Here is a 26,527-nt window from a genome sequence, read left to right as displayed (position 1 = left end):
CTTTCACGTGTATTGCAGTGTCCATGCGCTGCTTAATGTATTAGTTTTACCCGCTTGTAAAGTATGCGCTTTACGCGCTTGTTGCGGCTCTCAGTCGCTCAATATCTTCTTGTTAAATCAAGTCAATGTTCCTTTTACCCATGGTGATGCCTGTGGTTGAGTTTCCCTTTACCGCCGTCGTCGGCCAGGCATCGCTTAAGAAAGCGCTGCTTTTAAACGTAATCAACCCGCGCATTGGCGGGGTGCTGATTAGCGGCCCGCGAGGCAGCGCAAAATCAACCCTCGCCCGCGCGCTGGCGGCACTGCTGCCCGAATCTGACAAGGGCGGCAAGTCGCCGTTTGTGACCTTGCCGCTAGGCGCCAGTGAAGACCGCCTGACCGGCAGCCTGGACCTGCAAAAGGTATTGAACGAACGCGAAGCCACCTTTCATGAAGGGCTTTTGGCCAGAGCGCATGGCGGCGTTTTGTACGTTGATGAAGTCAATCTGCTCGCCGATACCCTAGTCGACCTGCTGCTGGATGTAGCCGCAAGTGGGGTCAATATCGTTGAGCGCGACGGTATCAGCCACTCTCACGCGGCGCGTTTTAGCCTGATTGGCACCATGAACCCGGATGAAGGCGAGCTGCGCCCGCAGTTGCTCGACCGGTTTGGCCTCTGCCTTGAACAGCCCGCTTCAATGAGTATCGAAGAGCGCATCGCCATTGTGCAGCAGCGCGATGCCTTCGACCGTGACCCCGAAAGCTTTATTGCCGACTACGCTGCAGAGCAGTCAGCCCTGCGTGAACGTATCGAGCAGGCGCGCCGCACGCTTGCTGCCGTTACCGCACCTGACTGGGTTTACGCGCACATCGCCAGGCGATGTGAAGAGGCAGGCGTTGAAGGCCTGCGGGCCGATGTTACCTGGCACCGTGCCGCTCAGGCCCATGCCGCTTGGCGGGGGGGCGATACGATCACCCAGGACGATGTCGATACCATTGAGCCTTGGGTATTGGCCCATAGGCGTACGCATGAATCTTCCACACCGCCACCGACACCGCCAACAACGCCGCCGTCTTCGTCCACGCCAAATGAAAAGCCTTCTGGCGGTCAATCGTCTGCCGGTGGGCATTCAGGCGAGCAGGGGCAGTGGGGCGCCATGCCGCCCATCGCGCAGAACATGCTGGATAGCCAGCCGCTGAATCTCCCTGCGCTTACACCCATCAACCGGCCTGCGGCTAAGCAGCTGCTTTCACTTGGCGGTACGCGTAAGGGCACCGAGTTAGGCCAGGGGCGAGCTAATAAACCACCTTCGTCTACCTCTCGCCCCGACTGGTTCGCCACGCTGATCGCCAATCGTGGTCAGTGGCCCTGGCGGCAGTTGCGTTATCAAAAAGCGCGCACTGGGCAGCCGGTGCTGCACCTGGTACTGCTGGACACCTCCGGCTCGACGCTGGGTAAGCGCCTGTTGGGCCAGGCCAAGGGCTGGGTGGATAGCCTGACCCGCCAGGCATACAGCGCTCGCGAGCAGATGGCCGTGCTGGGATTTGGCAACAATACGGTGACACCGCTACTCACCCGCCAGCGTGCGCCCAAAAGCCTGGAGGCTACGCTAAACAGTGCCGGTGGCGGGGGCGGTACGCCGCTGCGTAAAGCGGTTGAGGAGGCAGGAAAGTTGATTCGTCAGTGGCAGCGGCGTGAACCCGGCCTTCATATACGTACCTACTTGATCACCGATGGGCGCACTCGCGAATCCGTTGCAGACCTGCCAACGCTTGGCGATTGTGTAGTGATGGATACCGAACACTCATTTGTAAAACGCGGCCAGGCGTCGCGCCTTGCCCAGCAGCTGGGCGCCTTGTATTGGGCACTGCCCACCCAGGAGTCAGCATGAGCGATAGCAATCACCAAAACCGCATGCAGCGCAAAAAAGAGGTGGTCGATGAGCGCATCAGTCGCGCGACTGAAGAGCGCGGGGTATTAATCCTGCTCAAAGGCAACGGCAAGGGTAAAAGCAGCTCGGCGCTCGGTACGCTGGCGCGCTCGCTGGGGCATGGTCAAAAAGGCGCGGTCATTCAGTTCATTAAAGGGCGGCGTGAAACCGGCGAATACCTGTTCTTTCGCGATCACCCAAGGCTTGACTGGCACATCATGGGCCAGGGCTTTACCTGGGAAACCCAGGACCGCGAGCGCGATATTCAAGCCGCCGAAGCTGCCTGGGAAATCGCCAAGGGCCTGTTGGAAGACCCGGCCTACAACATCATCGTGCTGGACGAAATGAGCTACATGTTCAAGTACGGCTACCTGGACCCGGTGCCGGTGGTAGAAGCTTTGCAGCGCCGCCCGGCGCATCAGAATGTGATTATTACCGGGCGCACCATGGCGCAGCCGCTTCAGGAAATTGCCGACACTATCAGCATCGTTCAGGATGAGCGCCATGCGTTTCGCGGCGGCGTTAAAGCCCAGGCGGGGATCGAGTACTGATGAGTACACCTTCTACCCGCTGCCCCGCGCTGTTTATTTCAGCACCTGCCTCAGGTCAGGGCAAAACCACGGTAACCGCCGGGCTTGCGCGGCTGCTGCGCAATCAGGGCAAGGTGGTGCGGGTATTTAAAACCGGGCCGGACTACCTGGACCCGCAAATACTCGCCCAGGCCTCTGGCCAACCGGTTGACCAGCTCGATTTATGGATGGCAGGCGAAGCCTACTGCCGCCAGCGCTTTTATGAAGCCGCTGTTGAAGCCGATTTGATTCTCGTGGAAGGCGCCATGGGCCTGTTTGACGGCGAGCCTTCCAGTGCCGATTTAGCCGCGCTGTTCGGCATTCCCATGGCCATCGTGATGGATGTTAAAGGCATGGCCCAAACAGCCGCTGCACTGGTAACGGGGCTGGCTGGCTTTCGTGACGACATTCAAATTGCCGGGCTGATTGCCAATAACTGCGGCTCCCAGCGCCACCGGGAGCTGATTGAAGGCGCGCTGCCCGCAGCCATTCCTTTTTTAGCTGCCGTACCGCGTGACCCTGAGCTGGCACTTCCCGAGCGTCATCTGGGCCTGGTGCAGGCGGAAGAGATTCGCGACGATCTGGAAATTCGCTTTGAAGCCGCGGCGCAGGCGCTGGAAGCCGCAGGGCTGTTGGACGCGCTCGCCACGCTTTCGCCGGTCAGCTTTAGTGCTTCTACTGAGGCGCTTCCTGCTGTGCCGCAGGCACTGGCTGGGCAGACAGTAGGCGTGGCCCGCGATGCGGCGTTCAGCTTTATTTATCAGGCCAACCTGGACCTGCTGGCGCAGATGGGTGCGCAGGTGCGCTTTTTCTCACCACTGAGCGATGCCGAACTACCCGAGTGCGATGCCCTTTGGCTACCTGGCGGCTACCCGGAGCTTCATGCGCAGGCGCTTGCGGCGAATACCGCCATGCGCGATGCCATTAACGGCTTCTTTAGCGCGGGTAAACCCATCCTCGCCGAGTGTGGTGGCATGCTGTATAGCCTGGAAACGCTAACCGACTATGCCGAGAACACTCACCCCATGCTCGGCTTACTGCCGGGGCACGGTGCCATGCGTGGGCGGCGCGGCTGCCAGGGCATGCAGACCGCCGAGCTGCCCGAAGGGCCGGTTCGTGGCCATGCCCATCACCGCTCGATGGCCGAGCAAATGCCTGAACCGATGGCTTACGGGCGCCGCCAGCGCCACCCCGCGCCTGGCGAGCCGATCTACCGTGCCGGTCGCTTAACGGCGACGTACTTACACCTGTTTTTCCCGAATAATCCTGCTGCGGTAGCGCGTCTGCTTAGCCTCGGTCTTGGCAACGATTCAGCGCAGGCCACGGCCGCAAGCCCCCAAATTGAGGAATCCTCGCATGCAGTTAAATAAAATTCCCGCCACGGTTGTGACTGGCTTTCTAGGTAGCGGCAAGACCACGTTGCTGGCCAATATTCTGCGCCAGATTACCGGCAAGCGGATTGCCGTGATCGTCAATGAGTTTGGCGAGCAGGATATCGACTCAAGCCTGCTGCGTAGCTGTGCGCTAGGTTGTGAAGACGGAGCTGAAGAGGGCGAGCAAGTCGACGCCGGTGAAGACGGCAGTATTTACGAGCTGGCCAATGGCTGCATTTGCTGCACGGTAGAAGAAGAGTTTTTGCCGGTGATGAAAAAGCTGGTGGCGCGGCGTGATGATATCGACCACATCCTGATCGAGACCAGCGGGCTGGCCTTGCCCAAGCCGCTGGTGCAGGCGTTTAACTGGCCGGAAGTCCGCCAGCACTGCACCGTGGATGCCATTATCACCGTGATCGACGGACCTGCCGTAGCCGCTGGCCGGTTTGCCAACGACGAAGGAAAAGTGGCCGCCCAGCGGCTGGCCGATGATAGCCTGGACCACGACCCCAGCCTGCGCGAACTGCTGGATGACCAGCTAAGCGCGGCGGATTTAGTGCTGGTCAGTAAAACCGACCTGCTGAACGCCGACGAAAAAGCCCGGGTTGAAGCGCTGGTACAGGCGCGGGTGTCCGCATCGGTCAAAACGCTGTTTATCGACCAAACGCTAGCGACTGACACGGCCCAGCTGGAAGCCCTGATGGGCATTGGTGCGGCCAGTGAAGAGCATATTGACAAGATTACCAACCATCACGACAAGCACCATGCCGAAGGCGCCCACCACGACCACGCCCACGATAACTTTGATTCCTGCGTCATTACGCTGGGCGAAGTCGATGGCGATGAGCTGGCGGCCAGGCTTCAACAACTGCTGAAAACCCAGGAGATCTATCGCGCCAAGGGTTTTGCGGCCATTCCCGGTAAGCCCATGCGCCGAGTCATCCAGGCCGTTGGCGAGCGCCTGGACGGCTATTTTGACCGTTTGTGGCGCCAGGACGAGGCGCGCCAAACACAGCTGGTGATTATTGGTAAAACGCTGAACAGCGATGAAATCCATAAGGCGCTGGCCAGCGCTGAGACGTCGGTAAGCGCCTGATGCATCTTTTCGCCGCCAAACCGGGGGGCTTTGTTGATGATGAAGGCATCATCGACCTGCAGCAAAGCCCTGCCGAGGTTGTCATTATGTCCGCCGCTGACAGTAACTTGTCGGCGTTGGCCCAAGCGGTTGATCGCCTGGGCGATGACTACCCCTCGGTGCGGCTGGCGAACTGGATGAACCTGGTGAAACCGGCGGCGTTTGATCTTTACGAATACCGCGTGCTGGAAAAGGCCCGGCTGGTGGTGGTGTCACTGCTGGGTGGAAAGGGCTATTGGCAGTACGGCTACGAGCGGCTTCTGGCCTGGGCGGCTGCCAAGCCCGAGCGCCAGCTGATTTTGGTGCCCGGCTGCGACGCCCCGGACGATGCTTTGCTTGAAGACTCAAGCATAGCCTTTGACGATGCCTATCGCGTGTGGCGCTATTTACGCGAAGGCGGCGTGGACAACGCCGAGCAGCTGCTGCGCTTTATCGGAAGTGAATGCCTAGCGCACGAGTGTCTAACACATGAGTACTTGGCGCATGAGTATGCGTGGCAAGAGCCTAAAGTGATTCCGGCGGCGGTAATTTACGCACCCCAAGCCAACGGTCAGCAGGCGGTCAGCCTAAGCGAATGGCACAAGCAGCGTATTGCAGAGCGCCCGGTGTGCTTGTTGCTATTTTATAGAAGCCACCTGCAGGGTGCGAATACCGCTGTGCTCGACGGCATGATCGACGCGCTGAAAGCCGAAGGGCTTGAGCCGTTAGCCGTCGCGGTGGCCTCTTTAAAAGAAGGCCACTGCATCGCGTTTGCCAACCATCTCATCGAGCAAACTGGCGCTATGCTGGTGGTCAATACCACCAGCTTTTCAGTAAACCGTACCGCCGATGACGCCACTGCCGCAGATGAACTGGGCAGTAATCTTCATGAAAGCCTTTTTGTCGGGCGGCCCGTCGTACTTCAGGCGATACTCGCCAGCAGCACTTTGGATGACTGGCAGGGCATGGCCGCAGGCCTGCATAGCCGGGATGTTGCCATGCAGGTAGTGCTACCCGAAATGGACGGGCGGATTATCACCCGCGCCGTTGGGTTTAAAGCTGAGGCGCACTATAACGCCCGCGCCCAGCTCTCAGTTACGCACCACACGCTGCACCCGGAACGCGCTGCCTTTGTGGCCAAACTGGCTCGGCGGTTTTGCGCGCTGCGCCAAACGCCCAACGCCCAAAAGCGCGTCGCGCTGATTATGGCCAACTACCCCAATCGCGATGGGCGTATCGGTAACGGGGTAGGGCTGGATACACCGGCCTCTACGCTGCAAATTCTAAACGCTCTGAAAAGTGCCGGTTATCCGCTAAGCCAGTTGCCGGAAAGCGGCGATGCGCTGATTCGCCTGCTCCAGGGCGCGGTTACTAACGATCATGACAGTCTCGATCAGCGTGCCTGCTGGCAAAGTATTAGCGTTGAGGATTATCTGGCCTGGTTTCAAACCCTGCCCGCCGCGCTTCAAAAAACGATATGGACCCGCTGGGGCGCGCCGCAAGACGACCCCAAATGCCGTCAGGGGCGGCTGATGATTTCGGGTATCCGCTTTGGCGAAACCTTCGTGGGCATCCAGCCCGAGCGCGACTTTATTGATGACCTGACCCAGTCCTTCCACGATATGGAGCTGGCGCCGCCGCATAGCTACCTGGCGTTTTACCTCTGGCTGCGCGAGCACTATCAGGTCGAGGCGGTTATTCATGTGGGCAAGCACGGTAATCTTGAGTGGCTGCCGGGTAAAAGCACCGCGCTAAGCGCCGAATGCTGGCCGGATATCGCGCTCGGGCCGATGCCGCATTTCTACCCGTTTATTGTCAACGACCCCGGCGAAGGCGCCCAGGCCAAGCGCAGAAGCCAGGCGGTAATTATCGACCACCTGATGCCGCCGCTGGCGCGCGCTGAACTTTACGGACCCATGGCCGAGCTTGAAGCGCTTACCGATGAGTATTATCAGGCGCTGGATATGGACCCGCGTCGCGAAGCGCTGATTCGCGAGCAGATACTTTTGCATCTGCGGGCAACTGGCATCGATCAGGAGCTTGCCCACGCGGTGAACAGCAGTTGTGACAGCGAAATTCTCAACGAGCTGGACACCTTTTTGTGCGATATCAAGGAAGCTCAGATTCGCCACGGCCTGCATATACTGGGCACGCTTCCGCCCGAGGAGAAACGGGCGGCTACGCTGGTAGCCCTGTTAAGGCTGCCGCGTGGTGAAGCGGTGGCAAGCCGTGGCTTGCTGCACAATCTGGCTGCTGACCTGGCGCTGGGGGAAGACTTCGATCCGCTGGCGGCGGGCAGCGAGCCTTGGCTTGGTCCTAAACCGGCTGTGCTGGCAGGCAAACTAACCACTGCCTGGCGAACCGGCGCCGATACTCGCGAGCGGCTGGAGCTGCTTGGTGAAGAGCTGGTGGCCGACTATGTGCTGGCCCAAGGGGATTTGGCCGCGCTTGCCCAGGTGTATCCCGCCACGGTCGAGCAGCTTAAATTTGCCCGCGAGCAGCTGTGGGCCGCCATGCAGCAGGGCGTAAAGATGGAGATTGGCTCGCTGCTGGATGGGCTTGAGGGAATTTTCGTACCCGCCGGGCCGAGCGGTGCGCCGAGCCGGGGGCGGTTGGATACGCTGCCCACCGGGCGCAACTTTTTCAGCGTAGATAACCGCTCGATCCCATCGCCCGCCGCCTGGACGCTGGGTGAAAAATCCGCCCAGGCGTTTGTCGAACGCTACCTGCAGGATCACGGTGACTACCCGCGCCGCTTGGGGCTCTCCATCTGGGGGACCGCGACCATGCGCACCGGCGGCGACGATATCGCCCAGGCCTTTGCGCTGATGGGCGTGCGGCCCAAGTGGTCATTGGGTTCTCAGCGGGTGATCGATTTTGAAGTAATCCCTTCGATGCTGCTTAACCGCCCACGGGTAGATGTCACGCTGCGCGTATCGGGGTTCTTTCGCGATGCCTTCCCCAACGTGATTCGCCTGTTTGATGCCGCCGTGCAAGCGGTTGCCAACTATGCAGAACCAGGTGATAGCAACACCATTCGTGCTGCCGTGCTTGAACGTCAGCACGCCCTTGAAGCTCAAGGGGTGAGTGCCGAAATGGCCGCCCAGGAAGCGAGCTACCGTATTTTTGGCAGCAAGCCTGGCGAGTATGGGGCAGGCCTGAACCGGCTGATTGAAAACCGTAGCTGGGGCGATGCCGATGACCTGGCTGAAGCCTACCTGGGCACCGGTGCCTACGCTTACGGGCAGTTTGCGGATTCCGGCACCGCCGCACGCGGCGCCTTTGAGCAGCAGATCAAAGGGCTGGATGCGGTGATGCAGAATCAGGATAACCGCGAGCACGATATTCTCGATTCCAACAGCTACTACGCTTTTCAGGGCGGCATGGCTAACGCCACCCGCGCGCTTGCCGGCCAGGCGCCGGAGATCTATCACGCCGACCACGCCAACCCCGCCGTACCCAAAATTCGCACGCTCAAAGAGGAGCTTGCGCGGGTCATTCGCTCGCGCGTGTTGAACCCAAAGTGGATCAACGCCATGCGCGAACACGGCTACAAGGGCGCGTTTGAGATGGCCGCCACGGTCGACTACCTGTTTGCTTACGACGCCACCACGGATTTGGTGGCGGATTACCAGTACGCCCAGGTGAGCGAAGCGCTGGTGCTTGATGAGGCTAATCAGCAGTTTTTACGTGAGCATAACCCCGCAGCCCTTGAAGAGATGGCCGAGCGGTTGCTGGAAGCCGCCCAGCGCGGCATGTGGCAAGAACCCGGCGAGCACGGCGACGCGCTGCAAGACCTGCTGCTGGAAATGGACGAAGCCAGGGAAACCGCCAGTTTATGAGCACTAGTCCGCTGATCAAAGGCTGGTGCCCCGGCGCCTGGCGGCCCATGGAAACCGGCGATGGCTGGCTTGTACGCGTGCGCCCACCGCTCGGGCAGCTTTCCAAGGTGCAGGTGCTCGCGCTGTGCGACGCAGCAGAAACCTTCGGCAACGGGCTGATTGAACTAACCAGCCGCGCCAATATTCAGCTGCGCGGCGTCTCAGAAAGCACATGGCCGCTGCTAATGGATTTTTTGATGGCGCATGAATTGGTCAGCGCGGACCCAACCATTGAGCAGCAGCCTCAGTGCCTGCTGGCGCCCGGCTGGCAGGTGGGCGATGACACGCATCAACTTGCCTGCTTGTTACAGGCGCGAGGCAACGAACTGGCCGCGATGCCCAGCAAAGTCGGTATTGCCATTGATGCGGGTGAGTTAGCGGTACTGGGAGATACCGCCGCTGATTTTCGAGTTGAGCGCTCAATCGACGGCGGGCTGATAGTGCGCGCCGAAGGCCAGCCCTGCGGTACGCCGGTGGGCTCTATTGAGGCTGCCGTTGAGCATTTAATACGCCTGACGCACTGGTTTGTAGAAAGCGGCGGAAATGACGCCGGTCGGATGCAGCGGCATAAAGTGCCGCTTCCCGCGTGGTCACCTGCTAAAATGCGCCCCGCAAGCGCTTGTGTAAGTGCGGGTGAAATGCCAGGCGCGGCGTTGGCGCTTGGCAAGCATCAAACGGGCATGGTTTACGGGTTGCCGTTTGGCCGCGCAGCCGCCGCTGCATTGCGGGCAGCGGTAACACCTGCGGCGGTGAGCCATGTGCGGGTAACGCCGTGGCGACGGTTATGGGTCAAGGGCGCAAGTGAGCCGGTTAAAGGGTTGATCAATGATAACCAGGATACGCGCTTATTGATGGATGCCTGCCCCGGCGCGCCTTACTGCGCCCAGGCAAGCGTTGCTACCCAGCTGCTGGCCAAGCGGTTAGCGCCCGACGTTAAAAGACATAGCGTTCATATATCCGGCTGCGCCAAGGGGTGCGCCCGCCGTTCATCGGCCGATGTGTGCCTGGTCGGTCAGGCAGGCCGATTTAATCTTATTGTTAAGGGTGGTGCCCAGAGCACGCCCGTTAAGACAGGCCTCACCGAGACTGAGGTCGTCGAATATTTGGAGAGTTTGGGTGCCCTATAAGTACGAAACAAGTGGCCCGGCGATTTACCGGGAATCCTTCGCGATTATCCGCAGCGAGGCCGACCTTGCGCGCTTTTCAGCCGAGGAAGAGACCGTTGCCGTGCGCATGATTCACGCCGCCGGGCTTGTCGAGTTGGCCGCGCATATTCACTTTCAAAATGACGCGGTCAATAAAGCGCGTTCAGCACTCGAACGCGGCGCGCCGATTCTTTGTGATGCACGCATGGTGTCTGAAGGCATCACCCGCAAGCGGCTGCCGGCCAATAACGAGATTATTTGCACCCTGAACGATGAGCGTACCCTACACCTCGCCCAGGAAATGGCTAACACCCGTTCGGCCGCGGCGCTTGAATTATGGCGCCCGCATTTAGAAGGCGCCGTGGTGGCAATTGGCAACGCACCCACCGCGCTGTTTCATCTTTTGAACATGCTGGAAGACCCAAACTGCCCGCGCCCAGCGGCGGTAATCGGCTGCCCGGTAGGCTTTGTAGGCGCCTCTGAGTCCAAGGAAGCGCTGTGGGCAACATCTGAAATTCCCAGCTGCATCGTACGTGGCCGCTTGGGTGGCAGTGCAGTAACGGTCGCGGCCATCAACGCCATGGCGGATCGCGTCGAATGACTCAGGCATCCACACAAGGCACGGTTTACGGCGTTGGCCTAGGGCCAGGTAGCCAGGACTTGATGAGCGTGCGCGCCGACCGGCTGATTCGTGGCGCTACACATATCGCCTATTTTCGTAAAAAGGGCCGCAAGGGCCATGCGCGCAGCATTGTTGAAGGCCTGTTAGCCCCCGGCACCATTGAGCTGCCCATGGAGTACCCGGTCACCACGGAAATTCCCTTCGACGACCCGCAGTACAACGCGCTGCTCTCAGAGTTTTACTCGCGATGCGTGGCCCAACTGATCGAGATAGCCAACGCCGGTTGCAACGTGGTGGTGCTCTGTGAAGGCGACCCGTTCTTCTACGGCTCGTTTATGCACCTATATACGCGGCTGCTGAATCAGGTGCCGGTATCGGTAGTGCCGGGTATTACCGGCATGTCGGCCGCCTGGACGGCGACCGGGCAGCCTATCACTTGGGGCGACGATATTCTCACCGTGCTGATGGGCACGCTGCCGGAAGAAACGCTCGTTAAACATATCGCTGATACCGACGCGCTGGTGGTCATGAAGATTGGGCGCAACCTGAACAAGCTACGCCGAGCGCTTAAACACGCGGGCCGGGGAGATCAGGCGTGGTTGATTGAGTACGCCGCCATGGAGCAGCAGCGCGTGTTGCCGTTGGTAGACGTTGGCGAGAGCGTGCCTTACTTCTCGATTGTGCTGATTCACGGCAACGGGAGGCGCCCATGAGCGGCTGGCTAAAAATTGTCGGCCTGGGGCCGGGCGCGGATGCGATGATTACCCCGGAAGTAACGGCCGCGCTTAGTGACGCCACGGACGTGGTGGGCTACGTACCCTACGTGAACCGAGTAGCACCGCGCGATGGCCTGACCCGCCACGGCTCAGACAACCGCGAAGAGATTCGCCGTGCCGAGCAGGCATTACAGCTGGCGCTTGAAGGGCATCGAGTCGTGGTGGTTTCCTCTGGCGACCCCGGCGTATTTGCCATGGCATCCGCGGTGTTTGAAGCGCTGGAGGCGGGCGATGCCGTGTGGCGCGCACTGGATATTCAGGTGATGCCAGGAATTTCTGCCATGCTCGCGGCCAGCGCCCGTGCGGGTGCACCGCTGGGGCATGACTTCTGCTGCATCAATTTATCTGACAATTTGAAGCCTTGGGCGCTGATCGAAAAGCGCCTGCGCCTGGCGGCGGAAGCGGATTTTGCGATGGCGTTTTATAACCCGCGCTCAAAATCGCGCCCGGTAGGGTTTGAGCGCACCCTAGAAGTGCTGCGCGAGGCGTGTGAGCCTGAACGGTTAATCATCTTCGCCCGCGCGGTTTCAACGCCTGACGAATCAATCCGCGTAACGGCCTTAAAAGACGCCACACCGGAAATGGCGGATATGCGCACGCTGGTGATTGTTGGCTCCCGGCAAACCCGGCTGATCGAGCGAGACGGCGAGCCGCTGGTGTATACGCCGCGTTCGGCGCTTTGATCAGGAACGATCGTTAAGCCAGGCAAGCACCTGATCAACGCTATGCACTTCATGGCGAGCGGGCAGCGCCGGGCGGTCAATCATGACGACCAGCACGCCAAGCGCGCGAGCGGCGTCAAGTTTTGAAACGGCACCTTCGCCGCCGGCGTTTTTGCACACGATGCGCTCGATACGCTGAGTTTTGAATAGTGCTAAATCGCCTTCCAGCGTGAACGGGCCTCTGTCCACCGTGGTGGTGAAATGGGCAAGCGGCGGCGGGGCGGTTGGCTCGTCAACCAGACGAAGCACATAGTGGTGTTGAGGCTGCGCGGCAAACGCGGCAAGGTGCATGCGGCCGATGGCGAGCAGCACGCGCTGGGGCGGGCCCTCAAGGGCGCTAACCGCATCTTCAATGCTCGCCACGCTCTGCCAGTCATCATGAGCGGTGGGCGCCCAGGCCGGGCGCGTCAGGGCAATCGCCGGTACGCCGGTTTGCTGGGCGGCGGCCAACACGTTATAGCTCATCTGCGTGGCAAACGGGTGGGTCGCATCAATAATATGAGTAATGCGCTGTTGGGTAATAAAAGCCGCCAAACCGTCGGCGCCGCCGAAACCGCCCACGCGGGTGGGCAGGGGTTGTGTTTTAGGCGTTTTAACGCGGCCTGCATAGCTGAAGATGGCGGGGATGCCGCGCTGACTAACGGCGCAGGCTAGCGCACTGGCCTCGCTCGTACCCCCAAGAATCAGGACGTTTATCATGGCAGAGGTTAACAAGGCTCCGTGGCTCACACTGTTAGGTTGGGGGGAGAGTGGCACAGCGGGCCTGACAGCGGCAAGCCGCGAGCAGCTTGAGCGTGCCGAGATCGTGTTTGGTGCCCGCCGTCACCTGCGCCTGCTTCCCCCGTTAAACGCGGATATCCGCGAGTGGCCGGTACCGTTTGCTGACGGCATTCCCGCACTACTCAACGAGCGCGGCCGCCGGGTGGTCATGCTGGTATCCAATGATCCGTTCTGGTTCGGGGCGGGCACCAGCCTGGCGCGCCACGTAGACGCCAGCGAATGGGTCGCCGTGCCATCGCCCTCGACCTTCAGCCTGGCGGCGGCCCGCTTAGGCTGGCCGCTTGAGCGCTGCACCTGCCTGGGCCTGCACGCCAAACCGCTCACCCGCATTCGGCCCTACCTGCAAGGCGGCCGGCGCCTGCTGGTGCTGTTGCGCGATGGCAGCGCCGTGGCTGAATTGGCCGCGCTAGTGAAAACATTCGGCTTTGCGGATTCTCAACTCCACGTGCTGGAAGCCCTGGTCGGTGCGGATGAGCGCATCCGCAAGCTGCGCATGGATGACTCGCTACCTGACGATATCGCCCACCCGGTGGCGGTAGGTATTGAAGTCGCCGGCAACGGCCCCGCGCTTCCCTTAACGCCCGGCTTGGCCGATAGTTTTTTTGAACACGACGGGCAGATCACCAAGCAGGCCGTGCGCAGCCTGACGCTTTGCGCACTTGCCCCCAGGTTTGGGGAGCGGCTGTGGGATATCGGCACTGGCTCTGGCTCCATCGCCATTGAGTGGCTGCTGGCCCACCCGGATAATCAGGCCATCGGCTTCGAGCAGCACCCAGAGCGCGCCGCCCGGGCACGCCGCAACGCAGAAAACCTGGGGGTCGATTGGCTGGAAGTAAACGAAGGCCGCGCCCCGGAGGTACTTGAGAATGCACCACTGCCCGATGCGGTGTTTATCGGCGGTGGGCTTTCTCAGAAACTGCTGGACGCTTTATGGCAGGTGTTGCCCCACGGCACGCGGGTGGTGGCCAATGCGGTCACCCTGGAATCCGAAGCCTTGCTTGCCCACTGGCAGCAACAGGCGGGCGGCGAGCTGCTGCGCCTGGAACTGGCCCACGCCGCCCCCATGGGCACGCGCCGAGGCTGGAAATCCAGCTACCCGATCGTGCAGTGGCGCGGCGTTCGATGACTACGCAAACAATAGCGATGAATGTGGCAGGTTTCGGCTTTCGCCGGCAGGCAACGCGTGAGTCGCTTGAACAGGCGCTAGATCAGTTGATTGCCGAGTACGGCCCTATTGATCAGTTGGCGGCAGCGCGCAGCATGCTGCCCCTGGTTCAAGCGTTAGGGAGCAACCTTAACATATTGGTAATCGGCGTACCGGACGAAGCATTACCCAGCGCCACCACGCTGACGCATTCCGCCTATAGCCTGCGCGAAAAAGGTACCGGCAGCGTGGCCGAAGCCGTGGCGCTGCTGGCCGCAGGCCACGGGGCGCGGCTTTTAGGTCCACGCATGGTTTCAGACGATAGAAAGGCCACGGCCGCGGTGGCGACCACAGCGGCGCAAGGAGTAGGATTATGACGGTTCATTTTATTGGCGCAGGCCCCGGCGCGCCGGATCTACTCACGCTGCGCGGGCGCGATTTGATTGCCGCCTGCCCGGTGTGCCTATACGCAGGTTCCTTGGTGCCCGAGCAGATTCTCGAGCACTGCCCCGAAGGCGCGCGCATCATCAACACCGCGCCGCTGTCACTCGATGACATCATGCAGGAAATTCAAACCGCCCACGCCGCAGGCCAGGATATTGCCCGGCTGCACTCCGGCGATTTATCGGTGTGGTCCGCCATGGGCGAACAGCTGCGTCGCCTGCGGGCGCTGGATATTCCCTACAGCGTCACCCCCGGCGTGCCTTCCTTTGCGGCGGCGGCGGCGACGCTTGGCCAGGAGCTCACGCTACCCGGCGTAGCGCAGTCCGTGGTGCTGACCCGCACGCCGGGCCGGGCCAGCGCCATGTCGGAAGCTGAAACGCTTGCCAACTTTGCCCGCACGGGGGCAACGCTTGCCATTCACCTCTCCATCCACAACCTGGCCCAGGTGGTGGAAAGCCTGACGCCCCATTACGGTAAAGAGTGCCCGGTGGCGATTGTATGGCGGGCCAGCTGGCCGGATGAGCACGTGGTGCGCGGACGCTTATCCACGGTGGAATCGCTGATCGACCACACGCTCCAGCGCACGGCGCTGATTCTGGTAGGGCCGGTACTCGAATCCGACAACTTTCAGGAAAGCAGCCTGTACGCGGTAGGTTACGACCGCCGCTTTCGCCCCCAGTCCGCCGATTCGCCGTTTGCCAGTAGCGATGAAGAGGGCAGCGTATGATCACGCTCTCGCTGATCGGCATTGGCACCGGCAACGTTGACCACGTAACACTCGCGGCAGTGCGTGCCCTCAACGAGGCCGAAGTGATTCTGCTACCCCGTAAGGGTGAAGCAAAATCAGACCTTATCGACCTGCGCCGCGTGCTGTGTGAACAGCTCCTTAATGACACGGCCAGCACACGTATCGTCGAGTTCGATTTACCCACCCGCGATTCCAAGTGCGCGTACCTAAGCGCAGTAGACGAGTGGCATAACGCCATTGCCAGCGTGTGGGCCGAGCTGATGGATAAGCACCTGTCAAACGGCGGGCGTGTAGGAATGCTGGTATGGGGCGACCCTTCGCTTTATGACAGCAGCCTGCGCATCGCTAAACGCCTGACCGATAGCGGCCGCGCCGTTGAGGTCAAGGTAGTGCCGGGCATCACCAGCCTGCAAGTGCTCACCGCCGAGCATAAAATCCCCCTTAACGCGCTCGCCGAGCCAATCCAAATAACCACCGGCCGCCGCCTGCGCGAACGCGGCTGGCCGAGCGATGCTGCTACGGTTGCCGTAATGCTCGACAGTGGCGGGGCGTTTACCACGCTGCCGCAAGACGACACCTATATCTGGTGGGGCGCCTACCTGGGCATGGATAAACAGTGCCTGATCAAAGGCCCGCTAAGCGAGGTAAGCGACGAGATTATCGAGCACCGCGCAGCGCTGCGTGAAGCGCACGGCTGGATTATGGATATCTATCTACTAGCCAAACAGCCGCTACTGTAACGTCGGTATGAAATTGGAATGTTTTTCCATAAAATGGCTTTACAGAGTTACCTGATAGTCAGCATCCAAGGAGCAAGCCATGAGCTTTTACGTCTACCTTTCCGGCGAGATTCACACCGACTGGCGCGACGAAATCCAGCGCGGCGCAGAAGCCGCAGGCCTGGATATCGTCTTTACCGCCCCAGTCACTGACCACGACGCCTCTGACGCAGCAGGCGATCACCTAGGCGAGCAGAGCAACCAGTTCTGGCGTGACCACCAATCCTCCAAGGTCAACGCCATCCGCACCCGCACGCTGATCGAACAAAGTGACTTGGTAGTCGTGCGCTTCGGCGACAAATACAAACAGTGGAACGCCGCGTTTGATGCGGGTTACTGCTCCGCACTAGCAAAGCCCTACATCACCCTGCACAGCGAAGATATCGTTCATCCGCTGAAAGAAGTAGATGCCGGTGCGCAGGCCTGGTGCACCACCACCGACCAGGTAGTGGAAACCCTCAAGTACGTGCTCAAAGCGTAAGCCAGACCCAAAAATACCCTGCAGGCCTTCACGGCCTGCAGCCTCCGCTTTCCCCAACCCAGCCAACACACCGCCCCCCGCGTAGGAGCACGCTTCAGCGCGCGACGATTACGCCACAGCAGCCAGCAACCCCGTAGCGCGGCGTAACGATTTGGCGAGGCACGAGCCAATAAGGCACCCGCGAAGGGCAGCGCTAGCTGCCCCGATGCCTTCACAATTAACGCATCATCCTACCGCTCTCTATAAACAGGTGTCACTACTTACCGAACGTCCCAAATCAGAACTATCTCTACGACCTATTGCTAAGCGGCGTCATCAAATTACCACGTGACCGAAGGTAAATTTGTGAATAGAGTATGATTGAAATGAGCAAAACGAGCAGGCACGCGAATAATTAATATGCTGCCTGGGAGTTTTGAGAAACTATATGAAACAGTGAGTTATGTTTTTTGTGTAGGCTGTATAACATCAAGGAAGGTGCTGGCGCGTTTATTGATGTTATGTGGCTGGGCGTATAATCATTGTTAGCGAGCCGAAGTCATAAGGAGGATACTTCTTTTGGTCACAACCTCCAAAATTAAACCATCGCAACTAACTCGCGTTGGGTACACGTACCAAGACCTTATGTGTATTCGTACACTGATAAATTGGTTTCACAAACCAGAGAAGTATCAATGGATGAGCATAGAGGGTAATCAAGGGCTTGGCCATGTAAAGAGCCTTGATGATATTATTTGCTTTACAGTCAGTGGAGAATATGAGCTCTACCAAGTCAAATTCACAATTGATTCTGAACGTGAAGATTTGCGTTTAGATTTTGACTGGCTACTCAAGAAAAAGGGCAATGGCACATCTCTTATAGAAAAATGGTCAGCCGACATCGAGAAGTTTGGTACTTCTAGCACAATATCCATTGCCAAGCTTATTACAAACAGAATGCCTGACCAGATTGTTTCACATTGTCTAAAAGAAGACAAAATAGACTACTCCCTCATACCCGATGATATTAAGTCCAAAATATCTGGCCAGCTAGGAACAGAACAAAAGGCTAGGAATTTTTTCGCAACACTAATTTTTGAACATAGCCAAAAGACGATTGACGACTTAGAACTTAAACTACATGACTCGCTTGTACCAGACCATGCTAGCAATGAAAGCTGGCTCCAATTATTGAAAGCTATTGAACGCTGGGCTACAAGAAAAAACGAACCATCACCAGATGGCAAAATTTATCTTAGACATATAAACGAAATCTTATCTCTGGGAACTAGAAAAACAATTTCCCAATTTTTTGAAATTCCAGGAGGATATACACCTCCCACAGACGATTTTCATACCGAAATATTGAATAGAACAGCCAAGCAGGGTAGTTCAATTATCTCAGGCCTACCGGGTATGGGCAAAAGCACATATTTGTCATTCTTAACTGACGAACTAATTGAGAAGAAGACACCTGTAATTAGACACCACTACTATTTATCACCCCAATTTATAGGGGACAGAATTGCTTTTAATAATGCAGCTCAGTCTTTACAAAGTCAGATCAAAACCCTTTATCCCAACGACTTCGATAGTGACAAATTTGACCCCCAGCAGCTAGAGACTTGGATAAGTAAAGCGGCAGATAAAGCTGCGGAAGACAACAAAACTCTAGTTATAATTATTGATGGGTTAGATCATATTTATCGTGAAAGATCTGATATAAGCCAACTCGAACACTTAGTTAATCGGATTATCCCCTTCAAAGATAAGATTTGTTTGCTATTCGGAACGCAGCCGATAAGCGACGAGCATCTTCCCAATTCACTGTTACGCTCAGCACCAAGGGATAAATCCTGGCTAGATATCCCCTCCATGGGTCTTGAAGCCATTAAGTCAAGAATTGACTTCCTAGTGTCTAGCGAAGAACTTAATGTAATTGGTGATAATGAGCATCAACGTAGTGAAATTGTAGAAATATCACAAGCGTTGTTGGACATTTCTCATGGATACCCTCTCCATATTCTTTATTCCCTGAATAGCCTGCAGCTAACAAAGAACAAAATAAATAAATATGATGTGGAGAAACTTCCGACCTGCCCAGACGGAAACATACATGAGTACTACGAGAATTTATGGGTAAAGCTTTCTGAGAGCGCAAAAGAAATTCTTCTTCTTATAGCGAATGCCGATTTTTCCTGGCCAGACAAAACCCACCTAGGCTACTGCTTTCACGACAGCCTTATTTTTCAAAACAGTTTTTCTGAAATCCAACACCTCGTAGAGCAGAGACTAAGCGGAATAAACCCTTTTCATAGCAGTCTATTCGTATATTTAAAGCGTAAGGATGTTTTCGCTCAATCAAGAGATAGGCTAAATAGAATCTCTCAAACCTGGATCAATACACATGCGCCTGAGTATTGGAAGTGGGGCTGGGAGTGGATTATTGAAGCCAATCTAGGGAATGCAGCCCCGTTATTACAAGGAACCACTAGAGACTGGCTGGTACAATCGCTTTGTAAGGGCTACCCCTTAGAGCACATCGAGCACATTTTTAACATCGCCGAACGCATCGCTTTTGAAAGAAGTCTATATCCAGAACTATTAAGACTAAGGGTATTGAAAACGAGACTACTGAATGGGCCGCAGTTTCAGATTCAGGACTTTAGTGATTTTCTCGATTGCTCACTTAGTATCTCTCAAGACAATTTTGGGCTTCTTTGGCGAGCCGACAACCTAAGAATTATTTCAGACAATGAAATCGCAATTGTAGCCAAACATTTCCAAGACAAAGACGAAAGGGTCGTTGATGCCTGCGCCAAGGAAATCTATCGAAGAATTCGTTTTTATGCACGCCAGGAAGACTCAAATCATTACCAGACTCTAAACACTCTAGTCGATGACTATCTTCATACGCTGACTAGCTATAACAATCCTGATTTAGACCGCATAAACGATTTCTATGGAAGGCTGAATGATAAGGCTTCTTTCTTCCGAAAAATCGTTGAACTACTTGTTCAATATGGGCATAGACACTTACTCCTTGATTTATCCCGCTTTGAAATTCCAGAAGATATTGTTCCGGCCATCTACGATGAAATAGTTTTAGCGGCAAGTATTGAAGGCGCCGCACTCGAAGCCATTAACCCTAAAGTTGGAGACACGAAGTCCAGCATATATCTGCTCTATCAACTTTTAGCTGGAAACGATCCTCAAATAGGCGAACTTGACGAAATTGAATGCCCTGTTGAGTACGAAGACACCCGCCATCTTCCGTTTTATGATTACTTTTTTAGCATACTCGTATCAAACTTCAATAATTGCCCAGATATTGAAACTCCGAAATTCACTAATCCAACGAATCTTCAGGAATTTCTCAAAAACGCATGGTTAACCCTCCGTTTTGCATCATTGAATACTGCTAAAACACTCAAGCAAGGAAAAGAATTCAAGATACATGATTTGTATGATTCTTTTGCCATTCTCGAACGCCCAGATAATTTTTTAATGGGCTATCAAATCACAGCAGTCCTATTCAGCATTAGAAAGGCATTAGCCAAAATTTCGATTCATCTAAACATCTTATGCAACTCTATTGGTGAATTCGGAAACCTTAATCAAGATCAGCTAGGCGCCCTGTCCAAAAGTATTTGGTGGGATTCTCGCGCGTTTTTTGATGTTGCCACTCAAAACTCAATCTTCAATTTCCCTAAAGAAGCTGCATCTCTAGAATTCTCAAAACTATTTGATGCCGAGATACTCCGTAGAGATGATACTGCAACATTGGCAAATGACAGTCTTGATCTGGCAAAGTTGGCAGTCAACCTTGGCCTTTACGATGAAGCCGCGAAATTTCTAGAACGTACCGCGCTCAATACAGTCGGTTATGGCCATAGAAAAGACATTACTTTACATGAGGTATTTGAAGCGATACAGGAATGCTCTGATTCAAACTGCCCCCAAGTTTCTTATTGGCTAAAACGAGTAACAACTTTTACAAGTGATGTCTTTGATTTTTCAGAGCGAGAAATTCGACATATTCCCGGATGGTTCACTAAATTATTGGCAAAGCACAACCCAGAACGCCTTGTAGACGAATTTGATTATCATCTATCAGAAGAAAATTGGCATAATACACGTGTTATACTTGAAAGTTTCGTAAAGTCATCTCCACTTTCTACGCAGCCAGAGCATTCATTTTTAAAGTGCATGACAACATTTGATGCAATGATAGCATTAGATGAAAGAAGCAAAGATAATGATATTCTGAGAGGTATTTACGAAGACCAGTGCCACGTTCTTGGAGGCATGCCTCCACCGCCAAGAGAGCGCTCTTCCACTAACGAAGATGTCAACACAGAATGTCCTGAACCATCCACTATACACCCCACCAACCTTACTGATTTTACGGCAGCCTTACATTCAGTTTCATACCAGATTCGTGAAAAGTTTATTTCGGACTGGATTAACTATTGGGCTGCTCAAGGCCAAGCGAGCTCTATCCTCACTACATTCAGCGACTACTATGACCAAAGCAAATCAGATTACGAACTGAATAGGTGCTTACATCATATTTTCTTGCTAAGCACAAAAACCGAAGGAAAGAACGCAGCTTATAAGTGGGCTGTCAGGAATATCAAACTAAACAATTGCTGGAACCCTTATTTTTCTTCTGGATCAGAAGAGGCATTAAGGGAGTATGGCAATACTTACAGCATGCATTGGGAAAACCTCCTTCGCGATACGATGGCACCAGGCTCTTCCAGCCTACAGAGGGATGAGAATATAGTCGTTCCTTCTACGCAGCTTGTTACTTATTTGATCTCAGCGGGACAGATTGCCCTAGCGGCCGAGATTACTGAAACTATGGTAACTAGCCTTGAAGGTGATATAGCGCATCTTCCTTTGACCAAACTGTATTGGTATGACGACCCTGTATCAATCCAGAATATTCCATTCCATCTAACTCTATTGCACTTCAAGTTGCCCGATAGATACGCCCGACTCCTAACAGCCAAGCAAATAGCAGCCCTCTTACAAGATGACTCAAATATCGAATTTCGCGCCTTATATTTACATTATTTGAATCAGCAACCCTACGAGGCTGATATCGTAGATTTTTTATCTGTATTGTTACTTGTCGAAACTCCCCCCTTTACCGAAGAAGAGGTTACAAAAGCAATTCAATACCCTTCACCTATTTCCGATGCACTATTGAAGTCATTAGATTTGATGGATGAAGACCGAGATGACTTATCAATTCTATATTCTATTTTCTCCGATAACTTAACTCCAAATAAAGCCAAGTATGACAAGTTTGCCAACGGCGTTCCCTTGAGATTTATAGGTATTATTCAAGAGCTTGAACAGGAGCACAATGTACCGCTTGAGAAGCATTTCCTTCTTGAATGGGAGAAAGTATGGGAAAGAAGGCCATGCTACATGTTTGACCCATATGATTTTTGCGGCGATCAGTTTTACCGTCAGGATAGAATCCAAATAAGCTTCTCATGGCGTGCAGAGACCTCCATAGTGTCTGCATTCCTTCGTACATTAGCTTATGCTATGCACAAGCACTCCATCCCTTCCGAGGTTTGCTATTCATATGCACAAGAGGCATTACCATTTGGCTTTATTGCTGTAAATCTATGTCCTTCCGATCCACCATACAGTTGGCCCGTATTAGGCAATTTGAGCAAAGATGATTCTTTGCCCGGGCAGAATGAACTTGAGAGATATTTAGCAGGTTTTGCCGCTTCTCCTGATGAAATATTACTTCATGCCAACGGCCCCATCCTAAGAAACCACACTGGAGTATGCCTTGATCTAAAGGTCATTCTAATTCTTCTTCAAAGCTCTGAAATTGACGACCCTAGGATGATTTTTGATTCAATTGATCATGTGCGAAATTCTGAGCAAGGCATATTTCCTTTAGCCAAATGGACATGGCCTTCCTCCTTTGGTAGGTGGGAAACTGATTGGCTATCGAGAGGCTATTTTCGACCTACCTATTCCGTAGGAGACTTACCAATCATCACAGTAAACCAAAGCGAATCTAGCGTAGAGTATTTCGGCGGCAGCATAAGTAATGGCGCTTGGAGATACTGGGTAAACCAATGGTATCCAGTCCATCACCGAGACGTAGGCAACTCTCTCGGAACCTATTTTTCAGTATCGAAAGATTTTTTTGAAAAGTTCAAAAGACAAACTGGCGGCAATTATTATCTAATTGCCGAGATGACTTGTGTTGACAGGCGTGATTTTACTCACGCTTCGGAGCCAATTAAAACGTTTGCTATTTCGCCAATTTAGTTTTATTAAAATATTTAATATAGTTCATTCTTTAAAGTTAATTATTAATGTTTATTGAGCTAGATACTGGAGCTAACAAAGCCAAGCACAGCGACAGCTTTTCCGTTGCGGCTTCGCCTTCACTTCAAAGCTGCGCGTGTTGGCGGCGTTAGGTGCGCATCGGAGACCGATATGGAGCACAATTTCGAAAGGCTGAAAGCTCACATACTTCCGCTCTCGCGGTCAGATAAATTCGAGATAGCCCGTACTGAGTGGCACTTGATAAGTGTCGACATCACGGAAGAGTCGACCACTGCCCATGTGTGCAAGAGATCAAAGAGCACTGCTATATAACAAATCGCATCACAGGCGAATCGACTTACGTAGGAAACGTTTGTATCAATCGGTTCATTGGCATCGACACTGGCAATTTGTTCGACGGCCTGAAACGCATTGCGAAAGATCCATTTGCAACGCAAACTTTGACGTCATCGAGCATGGTCGAAAAATGGGCTACATCTATGACACCGAGTCCGAATTCGTGGTTAGCACTCGCCTCAAGCGAAAGCTATCCGAAAAAAAGCTTGAGTGGAAGCGCAAGATCAATCGCCGCATTACGCAGCAGATTTCGGTGCAGCGTCGCAAACGCACCTAACAATTTATTCAAGCCGACACCGCTTTGCGGTGCGGATTAATTCGGGCATTAGCTTTCAGGGCGAGAAATATGATGCAGAATTCAATATTAGTCGTAAATGAAGAGCCATACTGTATTTGGGAAATAGATATAGCCGAAAGAAACAGTGAGTTTCTTGATGGAATCGACGTAAAATACTTTGATTATTTGCTCAATGCGTATCTTGATTCTGAGGACGAAAAAAGAGCAGCTATAGCACTCAGGGCTACTCTGCATCATGCAATGGAAACTATGTTTTCATTGTTAGGGGCATACATTCAGGCACCAGACTGCGCATATGCTTGGATAGCCAAATGCTCAAACAATAACTTACGGCAATTAGTAAAAAATATTGGTAGTTATCCCAATACGCTGTTTACAAAGCTGAATATTGAGCAAGTGTCATGGGAGTCTATTTCAAAAAAAGTATTCCAATGCTACAAACCAGATAGTGATAAAAACGCACAAACAGCAAAATTATTTGCCTTACTATGGCAAAGATTATCTCATGAGTTAAGTGATGCGAATCATGTTAACGAATATAACAGTATCAAACATGGCTTTAGGGTTCGTTCTGGAGGTTTTTCTCTCGCAGTAGGATTGGAGCATGAATATGGGGTGGCTCCACCCGCCGAAGAAATGAAAATGATTGGCTCATCCGAGCATGGATCTTCATTCTTTAGAATAGAACCTGTAGGGACATCAAAGCGCAATAGAAGCATTAGATCCAAAAGAACCTCAATAAATTGGAAGGTTGAGAAAGTCATCTTACTTATTCAACTAGTATCAATGTCGATAAACAATATCGTTTCAGCATTGAAAATTGCCAATGGGAAAACAGCAGAAACATGCAAATTTCTGCGCCCTGAGGAAGATGATTTTTTCGATAAACCATGGTCTTACGGTACAGGCGTTATAAGTTGCAATATAGATTTTGTTATTAGTGAGGATGATGTTTTTTCTACAACGAGAAAAGAGCTGTTGGAAAGGCTTAATGAGCACAAGAAAAGCTAATAAGACAAATTTACTCGGACAGTAAAAGCGCCGTTCCTTCGTCGCTCTGCTTTTTTTTCTGCCGGTGATTTGAGGCATTAACCATATGAACCAAGAAGAACGTTGGAATCACATCTTGTCCCTTGATAACGAGCTTTTAAAAGGCGGTGTCATCTTATCGGAATGGTGCTCCTTCATCGTTCGAGAATCTGATCTGGCATTTGTGCATGGGGCGAACCTCGCATCAATATTGACAGCAGTTTCAGGTATCGAAACCTATCTGAGGTCCGAGTATGCCGGGAAGGAGCGCAGCAGCCTCTTTGAGTTAATCGATAATACTCCTATAGCAAACGATCTTCGGTCGGATTTGCATAAGCTCCGAAAGTACCGAAATAAATGGGTGCACGTAAATGACCCGTGGGGCGATCAAGAGTTGCTTGATAATCCAGAACATGCAGAAAAGGAGTTGGGAGAAATGGCTCTGTTTGCCGCTATGGCGCTGAGAAGGACCATTTATGAGAACCCATGTGTGTAAAATGGCTAACCAGGCGATTAAGTTCGCTCCCTTCGGTCGCTGGATGCTCGTTCCTCGCGCCGTTTATTGCGGGCGTTATCAAATAGCGAGTTAAAAAATGACCCTATCAGGCAGCTGCCTCAGCGGCGGCATCCAATACGTAATAACAGGCGCCCTTACCGACGTTTATCACTGCCACTGCTCGATGTGCCGCAAGCTCCACGCGGCCGCTTTTCGAATCTGTGCCAAGGTGCAGGCCAGCGACTGGCGAACCGTCATAGGCGAAGAACTGCTTAAAACGTTTGAGTCGTCCCCGGGGGAGTTCAAGGTGCTCTGCTCGACCTGTGGGTCCAGCATTCATACCCGGTTCACTGAAAAGCCGGAGATTTACGCGCTTCCCCTTGGCACCCTAGATACCGACCCCGGTGTGCGCCCGGGCCGCCATGTGTTCGTGGGCAACAAGGCACCGTGGTACGAGATTGCCGACGATTTGCCCCAGTTCACCGAGAATGACTGAGGCAGTGTTGCGCGCGCTCGATACCATTTTCAAAGCCTAGCCATTACTCTATGCACTCAGCTTACCCAAGGCGATCCATCGATCTTATGACGAGAAAAACACTCGGTTTGAAGGTAAAACGTCAGGTAGAAACCAAGCCCGCCGACGAAGTGGAAGGTCAATTCCCCGATGACCCCGAAAAACGCTTTCTAAATGGCGTTGCCATTCATCCTTCCCCACGCATTCACCTAGAGCCTGGTTCCAGCCAGCGCAGCGTGCGGGCGATGGATTTGATCACGCCCATCGGGATGGGCCAGCGTGGGCTGATCGTAGCGCCCCCAGGCTCCGGCAAAACGACGCTGCTCAAACATATCTGCCAAGCCGCGGCCGAGGCGCATCCTGAGATAAAGCTGTATGCCTTGCTGATCGATGAGCGCCCGGAAGAAGTGACGGACTTCAAGCGTAGCGTGTCGGCAGAGGTACATGCGTCGTCGTCAGACGAAAGCTACACCCATCATGTGCAAATGGCTGATAAGCTTCTTGAAACGGCGCGTAGGCAAGCGGGCGAGGGGCATGATGTGATGATCGTGATCGATTCACTGACCAGGCTCTCGCGCGTTCATAATGCCGAGCAGCGGGGCAATGGCCGTACCATGTCCGGCGGGCTGGATAGCCGGGCGATGGAAATACCTCGAAAGCTGTTTGGCGCCGCGCGAAAGATCGAAAACGGCGGGTCGCTCACGATTCTGGCCACCGTGCTGGTAGATACGGGCAGTCGTATGGATCAGGTGATTTTCGAGGAGTTCAAGGGTACGGGCAATATGGAAATCGTGCTGTCACGCGAGGTGGCCAATCAACGGATTTTCCCGGCCATCGATATCGCCAAGAGCAGTACCCGTCGAGAAGAGCTTTTGATTGATACAAAGGATATCGAAAAAGTACGCACACTGCGCCGCGCGTTGATACAGCTCAAACCAATCGAAGGGGCGCAGAAGCTGTTTGAGCTATTGGAGAAATATCCAACCAATGCCGAGTTGCTGGAAGCGTTTTCAGCCGCCGAGTAGTAAGAGCGAAGTGTGTCGGCCCCAGTGCT

The 26,527-nt window shown here is 54.3% G+C and carries 20 protein-coding genes; 19 read left to right on the top strand and 1 reads right to left on the bottom strand.

All coding sequences use genetic code 11. The features are described from left to right. The first annotated feature begins 140 nt into the window (after positions 1 to 140). Genes D467_RS0110060 through cobJ form a run of 9 tightly spaced genes read left to right on the top strand, consistent with a single transcriptional unit; the run spans position 141 to position 12,073 of the window. Positions 141 to 1,871 (top strand): AAA family ATPase, encoded by a 1,731-nt coding sequence (locus D467_RS0110060; RefSeq protein WP_018917392.1) that lies wholly within the window; start codon positions 141 to 143, stop codon positions 1,869 to 1,871. Further along, positions 1,868 to 2,461, top strand: a complete 594-nt coding sequence (gene cobO / locus D467_RS0110055) for a cob(I)yrinic acid a,c-diamide adenosyltransferase (RefSeq protein WP_018917391.1) — start codon at positions 1,868 to 1,870, stop codon at positions 2,459 to 2,461. Before D467_RS0110060 ends, cobO begins: the two co-directional genes overlap by 4 nt. Then, a complete protein-coding gene (locus D467_RS0110050; RefSeq protein WP_018917390.1) occupies positions 2,461 to 3,849 on the top strand; it encodes a cobyrinic acid a,c-diamide synthase CobB in 1,389 nt (462 codons plus the stop codon). Before cobO ends, D467_RS0110050 begins: the two co-directional genes overlap by 1 nt. Beyond that, a complete protein-coding gene (gene cobW, locus D467_RS0110045) occupies positions 3,836 to 4,948 on the top strand; it encodes a cobalamin biosynthesis protein CobW (protein WP_018917389.1) in 1,113 nt (370 codons plus the stop codon). The genes D467_RS0110050 and cobW overlap by 14 nt, the downstream gene beginning before the upstream one ends. Then, positions 4,948 to 8,808, top strand: coding sequence for a cobaltochelatase subunit CobN (gene cobN / locus D467_RS0110040; RefSeq protein WP_018917388.1), 3,861 nt, complete (start codon positions 4,948 to 4,950; stop codon positions 8,806 to 8,808). The genes cobW and cobN overlap by 1 nt, the downstream gene beginning before the upstream one ends. Then, positions 8,805 to 9,974, top strand: coding sequence for a ferredoxin-like domain-containing protein (locus D467_RS0110035; protein ID WP_018917387.1), 1,170 nt, complete (start codon positions 8,805 to 8,807; stop codon positions 9,972 to 9,974). Before cobN ends, D467_RS0110035 begins: the two co-directional genes overlap by 4 nt. Next, on the top strand, positions 9,964 to 10,593 hold the full coding sequence (locus D467_RS0110030; protein WP_018917386.1) for a precorrin-8X methylmutase: 630 nt from the start codon (positions 9,964 to 9,966) through the stop codon (positions 10,591 to 10,593). Before D467_RS0110035 ends, D467_RS0110030 begins: the two co-directional genes overlap by 11 nt. Further along, positions 10,590 to 11,327, top strand: coding sequence for a precorrin-2 C(20)-methyltransferase (locus D467_RS0110025; protein WP_018917385.1), 738 nt, complete (start codon positions 10,590 to 10,592; stop codon positions 11,325 to 11,327). The genes D467_RS0110030 and D467_RS0110025 overlap by 4 nt, the downstream gene beginning before the upstream one ends. After that, positions 11,324 to 12,073, top strand: coding sequence for a precorrin-3B C(17)-methyltransferase (gene cobJ / locus D467_RS0110020; protein ID WP_018917384.1), 750 nt, complete (start codon positions 11,324 to 11,326; stop codon positions 12,071 to 12,073). The genes D467_RS0110025 and cobJ overlap by 4 nt, the downstream gene beginning before the upstream one ends. Here cobJ and D467_RS0110015 read toward each other — a convergent pair whose 3' ends face one another. Next, positions 12,074 to 12,811: a cobalt-precorrin-6A reductase gene (locus tag D467_RS0110015; RefSeq protein WP_018917383.1), complete on the bottom strand. Its 738-nt coding sequence runs from the start codon at positions 12,809 to 12,811 to the stop codon at positions 12,074 to 12,076. It abuts the gene before it with no gap. Here D467_RS0110015 and D467_RS0110010 point away from each other — a divergent pair. The 10 genes from D467_RS0110010 to rho all read left to right on the top strand — a co-directional run bounded on the left by D467_RS0110010 (position 12,810) and on the right by rho (position 26,498). Then, positions 12,810 to 14,018, top strand: a complete 1,209-nt coding sequence (locus D467_RS0110010) for a bifunctional cobalt-precorrin-7 (C(5))-methyltransferase/cobalt-precorrin-6B (C(15))-methyltransferase (RefSeq protein WP_018917382.1) — start codon at positions 12,810 to 12,812, stop codon at positions 14,016 to 14,018. The two genes, D467_RS0110015 and D467_RS0110010, sit on opposite strands and share 2 nt — an antisense overlap. Then, positions 14,015 to 14,413, top strand: a complete 399-nt coding sequence (locus D467_RS0110005) for a cobalamin biosynthesis protein (RefSeq protein WP_018917381.1) — start codon at positions 14,015 to 14,017, stop codon at positions 14,411 to 14,413. Before D467_RS0110010 ends, D467_RS0110005 begins: the two co-directional genes overlap by 4 nt. Beyond that, positions 14,410 to 15,207 (top strand): precorrin-4 C(11)-methyltransferase, encoded by a 798-nt coding sequence (gene cobM, locus D467_RS0110000; RefSeq protein ID WP_018917380.1) that lies wholly within the window; start codon positions 14,410 to 14,412, stop codon positions 15,205 to 15,207. Before D467_RS0110005 ends, cobM begins: the two co-directional genes overlap by 4 nt. Continuing rightward, a complete protein-coding gene (gene cobF, locus D467_RS0109995; RefSeq protein ID WP_018917379.1) occupies positions 15,204 to 15,968 on the top strand; it encodes a precorrin-6A synthase (deacetylating) in 765 nt (254 codons plus the stop codon). Before cobM ends, cobF begins: the two co-directional genes overlap by 4 nt. Before the next feature lie 79 nt (positions 15,969 to 16,047). Continuing rightward, positions 16,048 to 16,488: a YtoQ family protein gene (locus D467_RS0109990; protein ID WP_018917378.1), complete on the top strand. Its 441-nt coding sequence runs from the start codon at positions 16,048 to 16,050 to the stop codon at positions 16,486 to 16,488. A gap of 678 nt (positions 16,489 to 17,166) precedes the next feature. Further along, positions 17,167 to 22,779 carry a P-loop domain-containing protein gene (locus D467_RS0109985; protein ID WP_167324154.1) on the top strand — a complete coding sequence of 1,871 codons (5,613 nt, stop codon included), beginning with the start codon at positions 17,167 to 17,169 and terminating at the stop codon, positions 22,777 to 22,779. 703 nt (positions 22,780 to 23,482) lie between these two features. Continuing rightward, entirely contained in the window at positions 23,483 to 24,445 is a 963-nt protein-coding gene (locus D467_RS0109970; protein ID WP_018917374.1) for a hypothetical protein, read from the top strand. 85 nt (positions 24,446 to 24,530) lie between these two features. Next, positions 24,531 to 24,959 carry a hypothetical protein gene (locus D467_RS0109965; RefSeq protein ID WP_018917373.1) on the top strand — a complete coding sequence of 143 codons (429 nt, stop codon included), beginning with the start codon at positions 24,531 to 24,533 and terminating at the stop codon, positions 24,957 to 24,959. A gap of 97 nt (positions 24,960 to 25,056) precedes the next feature. Then, complete coding sequence (locus D467_RS0109960) at positions 25,057 to 25,455, top strand: GFA family protein (protein ID WP_026285707.1); 399 nt, start codon at positions 25,057 to 25,059, stop codon at positions 25,453 to 25,455. A gap of 86 nt (positions 25,456 to 25,541) precedes the next feature. Next, positions 25,542 to 26,498 carry a transcription termination factor Rho gene (rho, locus tag D467_RS19155; protein WP_018917371.1) on the top strand — a complete coding sequence of 319 codons (957 nt, stop codon included), beginning with the start codon at positions 25,542 to 25,544 and terminating at the stop codon, positions 26,496 to 26,498. Positions 26,499 to 26,527: the final 29 nt, after the last annotated feature.

It is taken from the genome of Vreelandella zhanjiangensis DSM 21076, assembly GCF_000377665.1.
Taxonomy (GTDB): domain Bacteria; phylum Pseudomonadota; class Gammaproteobacteria; order Pseudomonadales; family Halomonadaceae; genus Vreelandella; species Vreelandella zhanjiangensis.
Note: the sequence above shows the minus strand (reverse complement) of the source record. Positions and strands in the feature narration are given on the sequence as shown.

Bases quoted from the DNA above. Each gene is read 5' to 3' on its own strand.
- D467_RS0110060 (WP_018917392.1), top strand. From the start codon at position 141: ATGGTGATGCCTGTGGTTGAGTTTCCCTTTACCGCCGTCGTCGGCCAG.
- D467_RS0110010 (WP_018917382.1), top strand. From the start codon at position 12,810: ATGGCAGAGGTTAACAAGGCTCCGTGGCTCACACTGTTAGGTTGGGGG.
- D467_RS0109985 (WP_167324154.1), top strand. From the start codon at position 17,167: ATGAGCATAGAGGGTAATCAAGGGCTTGGCCATGTAAAGAGCCTTGAT.
- D467_RS0109970 (WP_018917374.1), top strand. From the start codon at position 23,483: ATGATGCAGAATTCAATATTAGTCGTAAATGAAGAGCCATACTGTATT.
- cobN (WP_018917388.1), top strand. From the start codon at position 4,948: ATGCATCTTTTCGCCGCCAAACCGGGGGGCTTTGTTGATGATGAAGGC.
- rho (WP_018917371.1), top strand. From the start codon at position 25,542: ATGACGAGAAAAACACTCGGTTTGAAGGTAAAACGTCAGGTAGAAACC.
- D467_RS0110050 (WP_018917390.1), top strand. From the start codon at position 2,461: ATGAGTACACCTTCTACCCGCTGCCCCGCGCTGTTTATTTCAGCACCT.
- D467_RS0109990 (WP_018917378.1), top strand. From the start codon at position 16,048: ATGAGCTTTTACGTCTACCTTTCCGGCGAGATTCACACCGACTGGCGC.
- D467_RS0110035 (WP_018917387.1), top strand. From the start codon at position 8,805: ATGAGCACTAGTCCGCTGATCAAAGGCTGGTGCCCCGGCGCCTGGCGG.
- D467_RS0110015 (WP_018917383.1), bottom strand. From the start codon at position 12,811: ATGATAAACGTCCTGATTCTTGGGGGTACGAGCGAGGCCAGTGCGCTA.
- cobM (WP_018917380.1), top strand. From the start codon at position 14,410: ATGACGGTTCATTTTATTGGCGCAGGCCCCGGCGCGCCGGATCTACTC.
- D467_RS0110025 (WP_018917385.1), top strand. From the start codon at position 10,590: ATGACTCAGGCATCCACACAAGGCACGGTTTACGGCGTTGGCCTAGGG.
- cobJ (WP_018917384.1), top strand. From the start codon at position 11,324: ATGAGCGGCTGGCTAAAAATTGTCGGCCTGGGGCCGGGCGCGGATGCG.
- D467_RS0110005 (WP_018917381.1), top strand. From the start codon at position 14,015: ATGACTACGCAAACAATAGCGATGAATGTGGCAGGTTTCGGCTTTCGC.
- D467_RS0109960 (WP_026285707.1), top strand. From the start codon at position 25,057: ATGACCCTATCAGGCAGCTGCCTCAGCGGCGGCATCCAATACGTAATA.
- cobO (WP_018917391.1), top strand. From the start codon at position 1,868: ATGAGCGATAGCAATCACCAAAACCGCATGCAGCGCAAAAAAGAGGTG.
- D467_RS0109965 (WP_018917373.1), top strand. From the start codon at position 24,531: ATGAACCAAGAAGAACGTTGGAATCACATCTTGTCCCTTGATAACGAG.
- cobW (WP_018917389.1), top strand. From the start codon at position 3,836: ATGCAGTTAAATAAAATTCCCGCCACGGTTGTGACTGGCTTTCTAGGT.
- cobF (WP_018917379.1), top strand. From the start codon at position 15,204: ATGATCACGCTCTCGCTGATCGGCATTGGCACCGGCAACGTTGACCAC.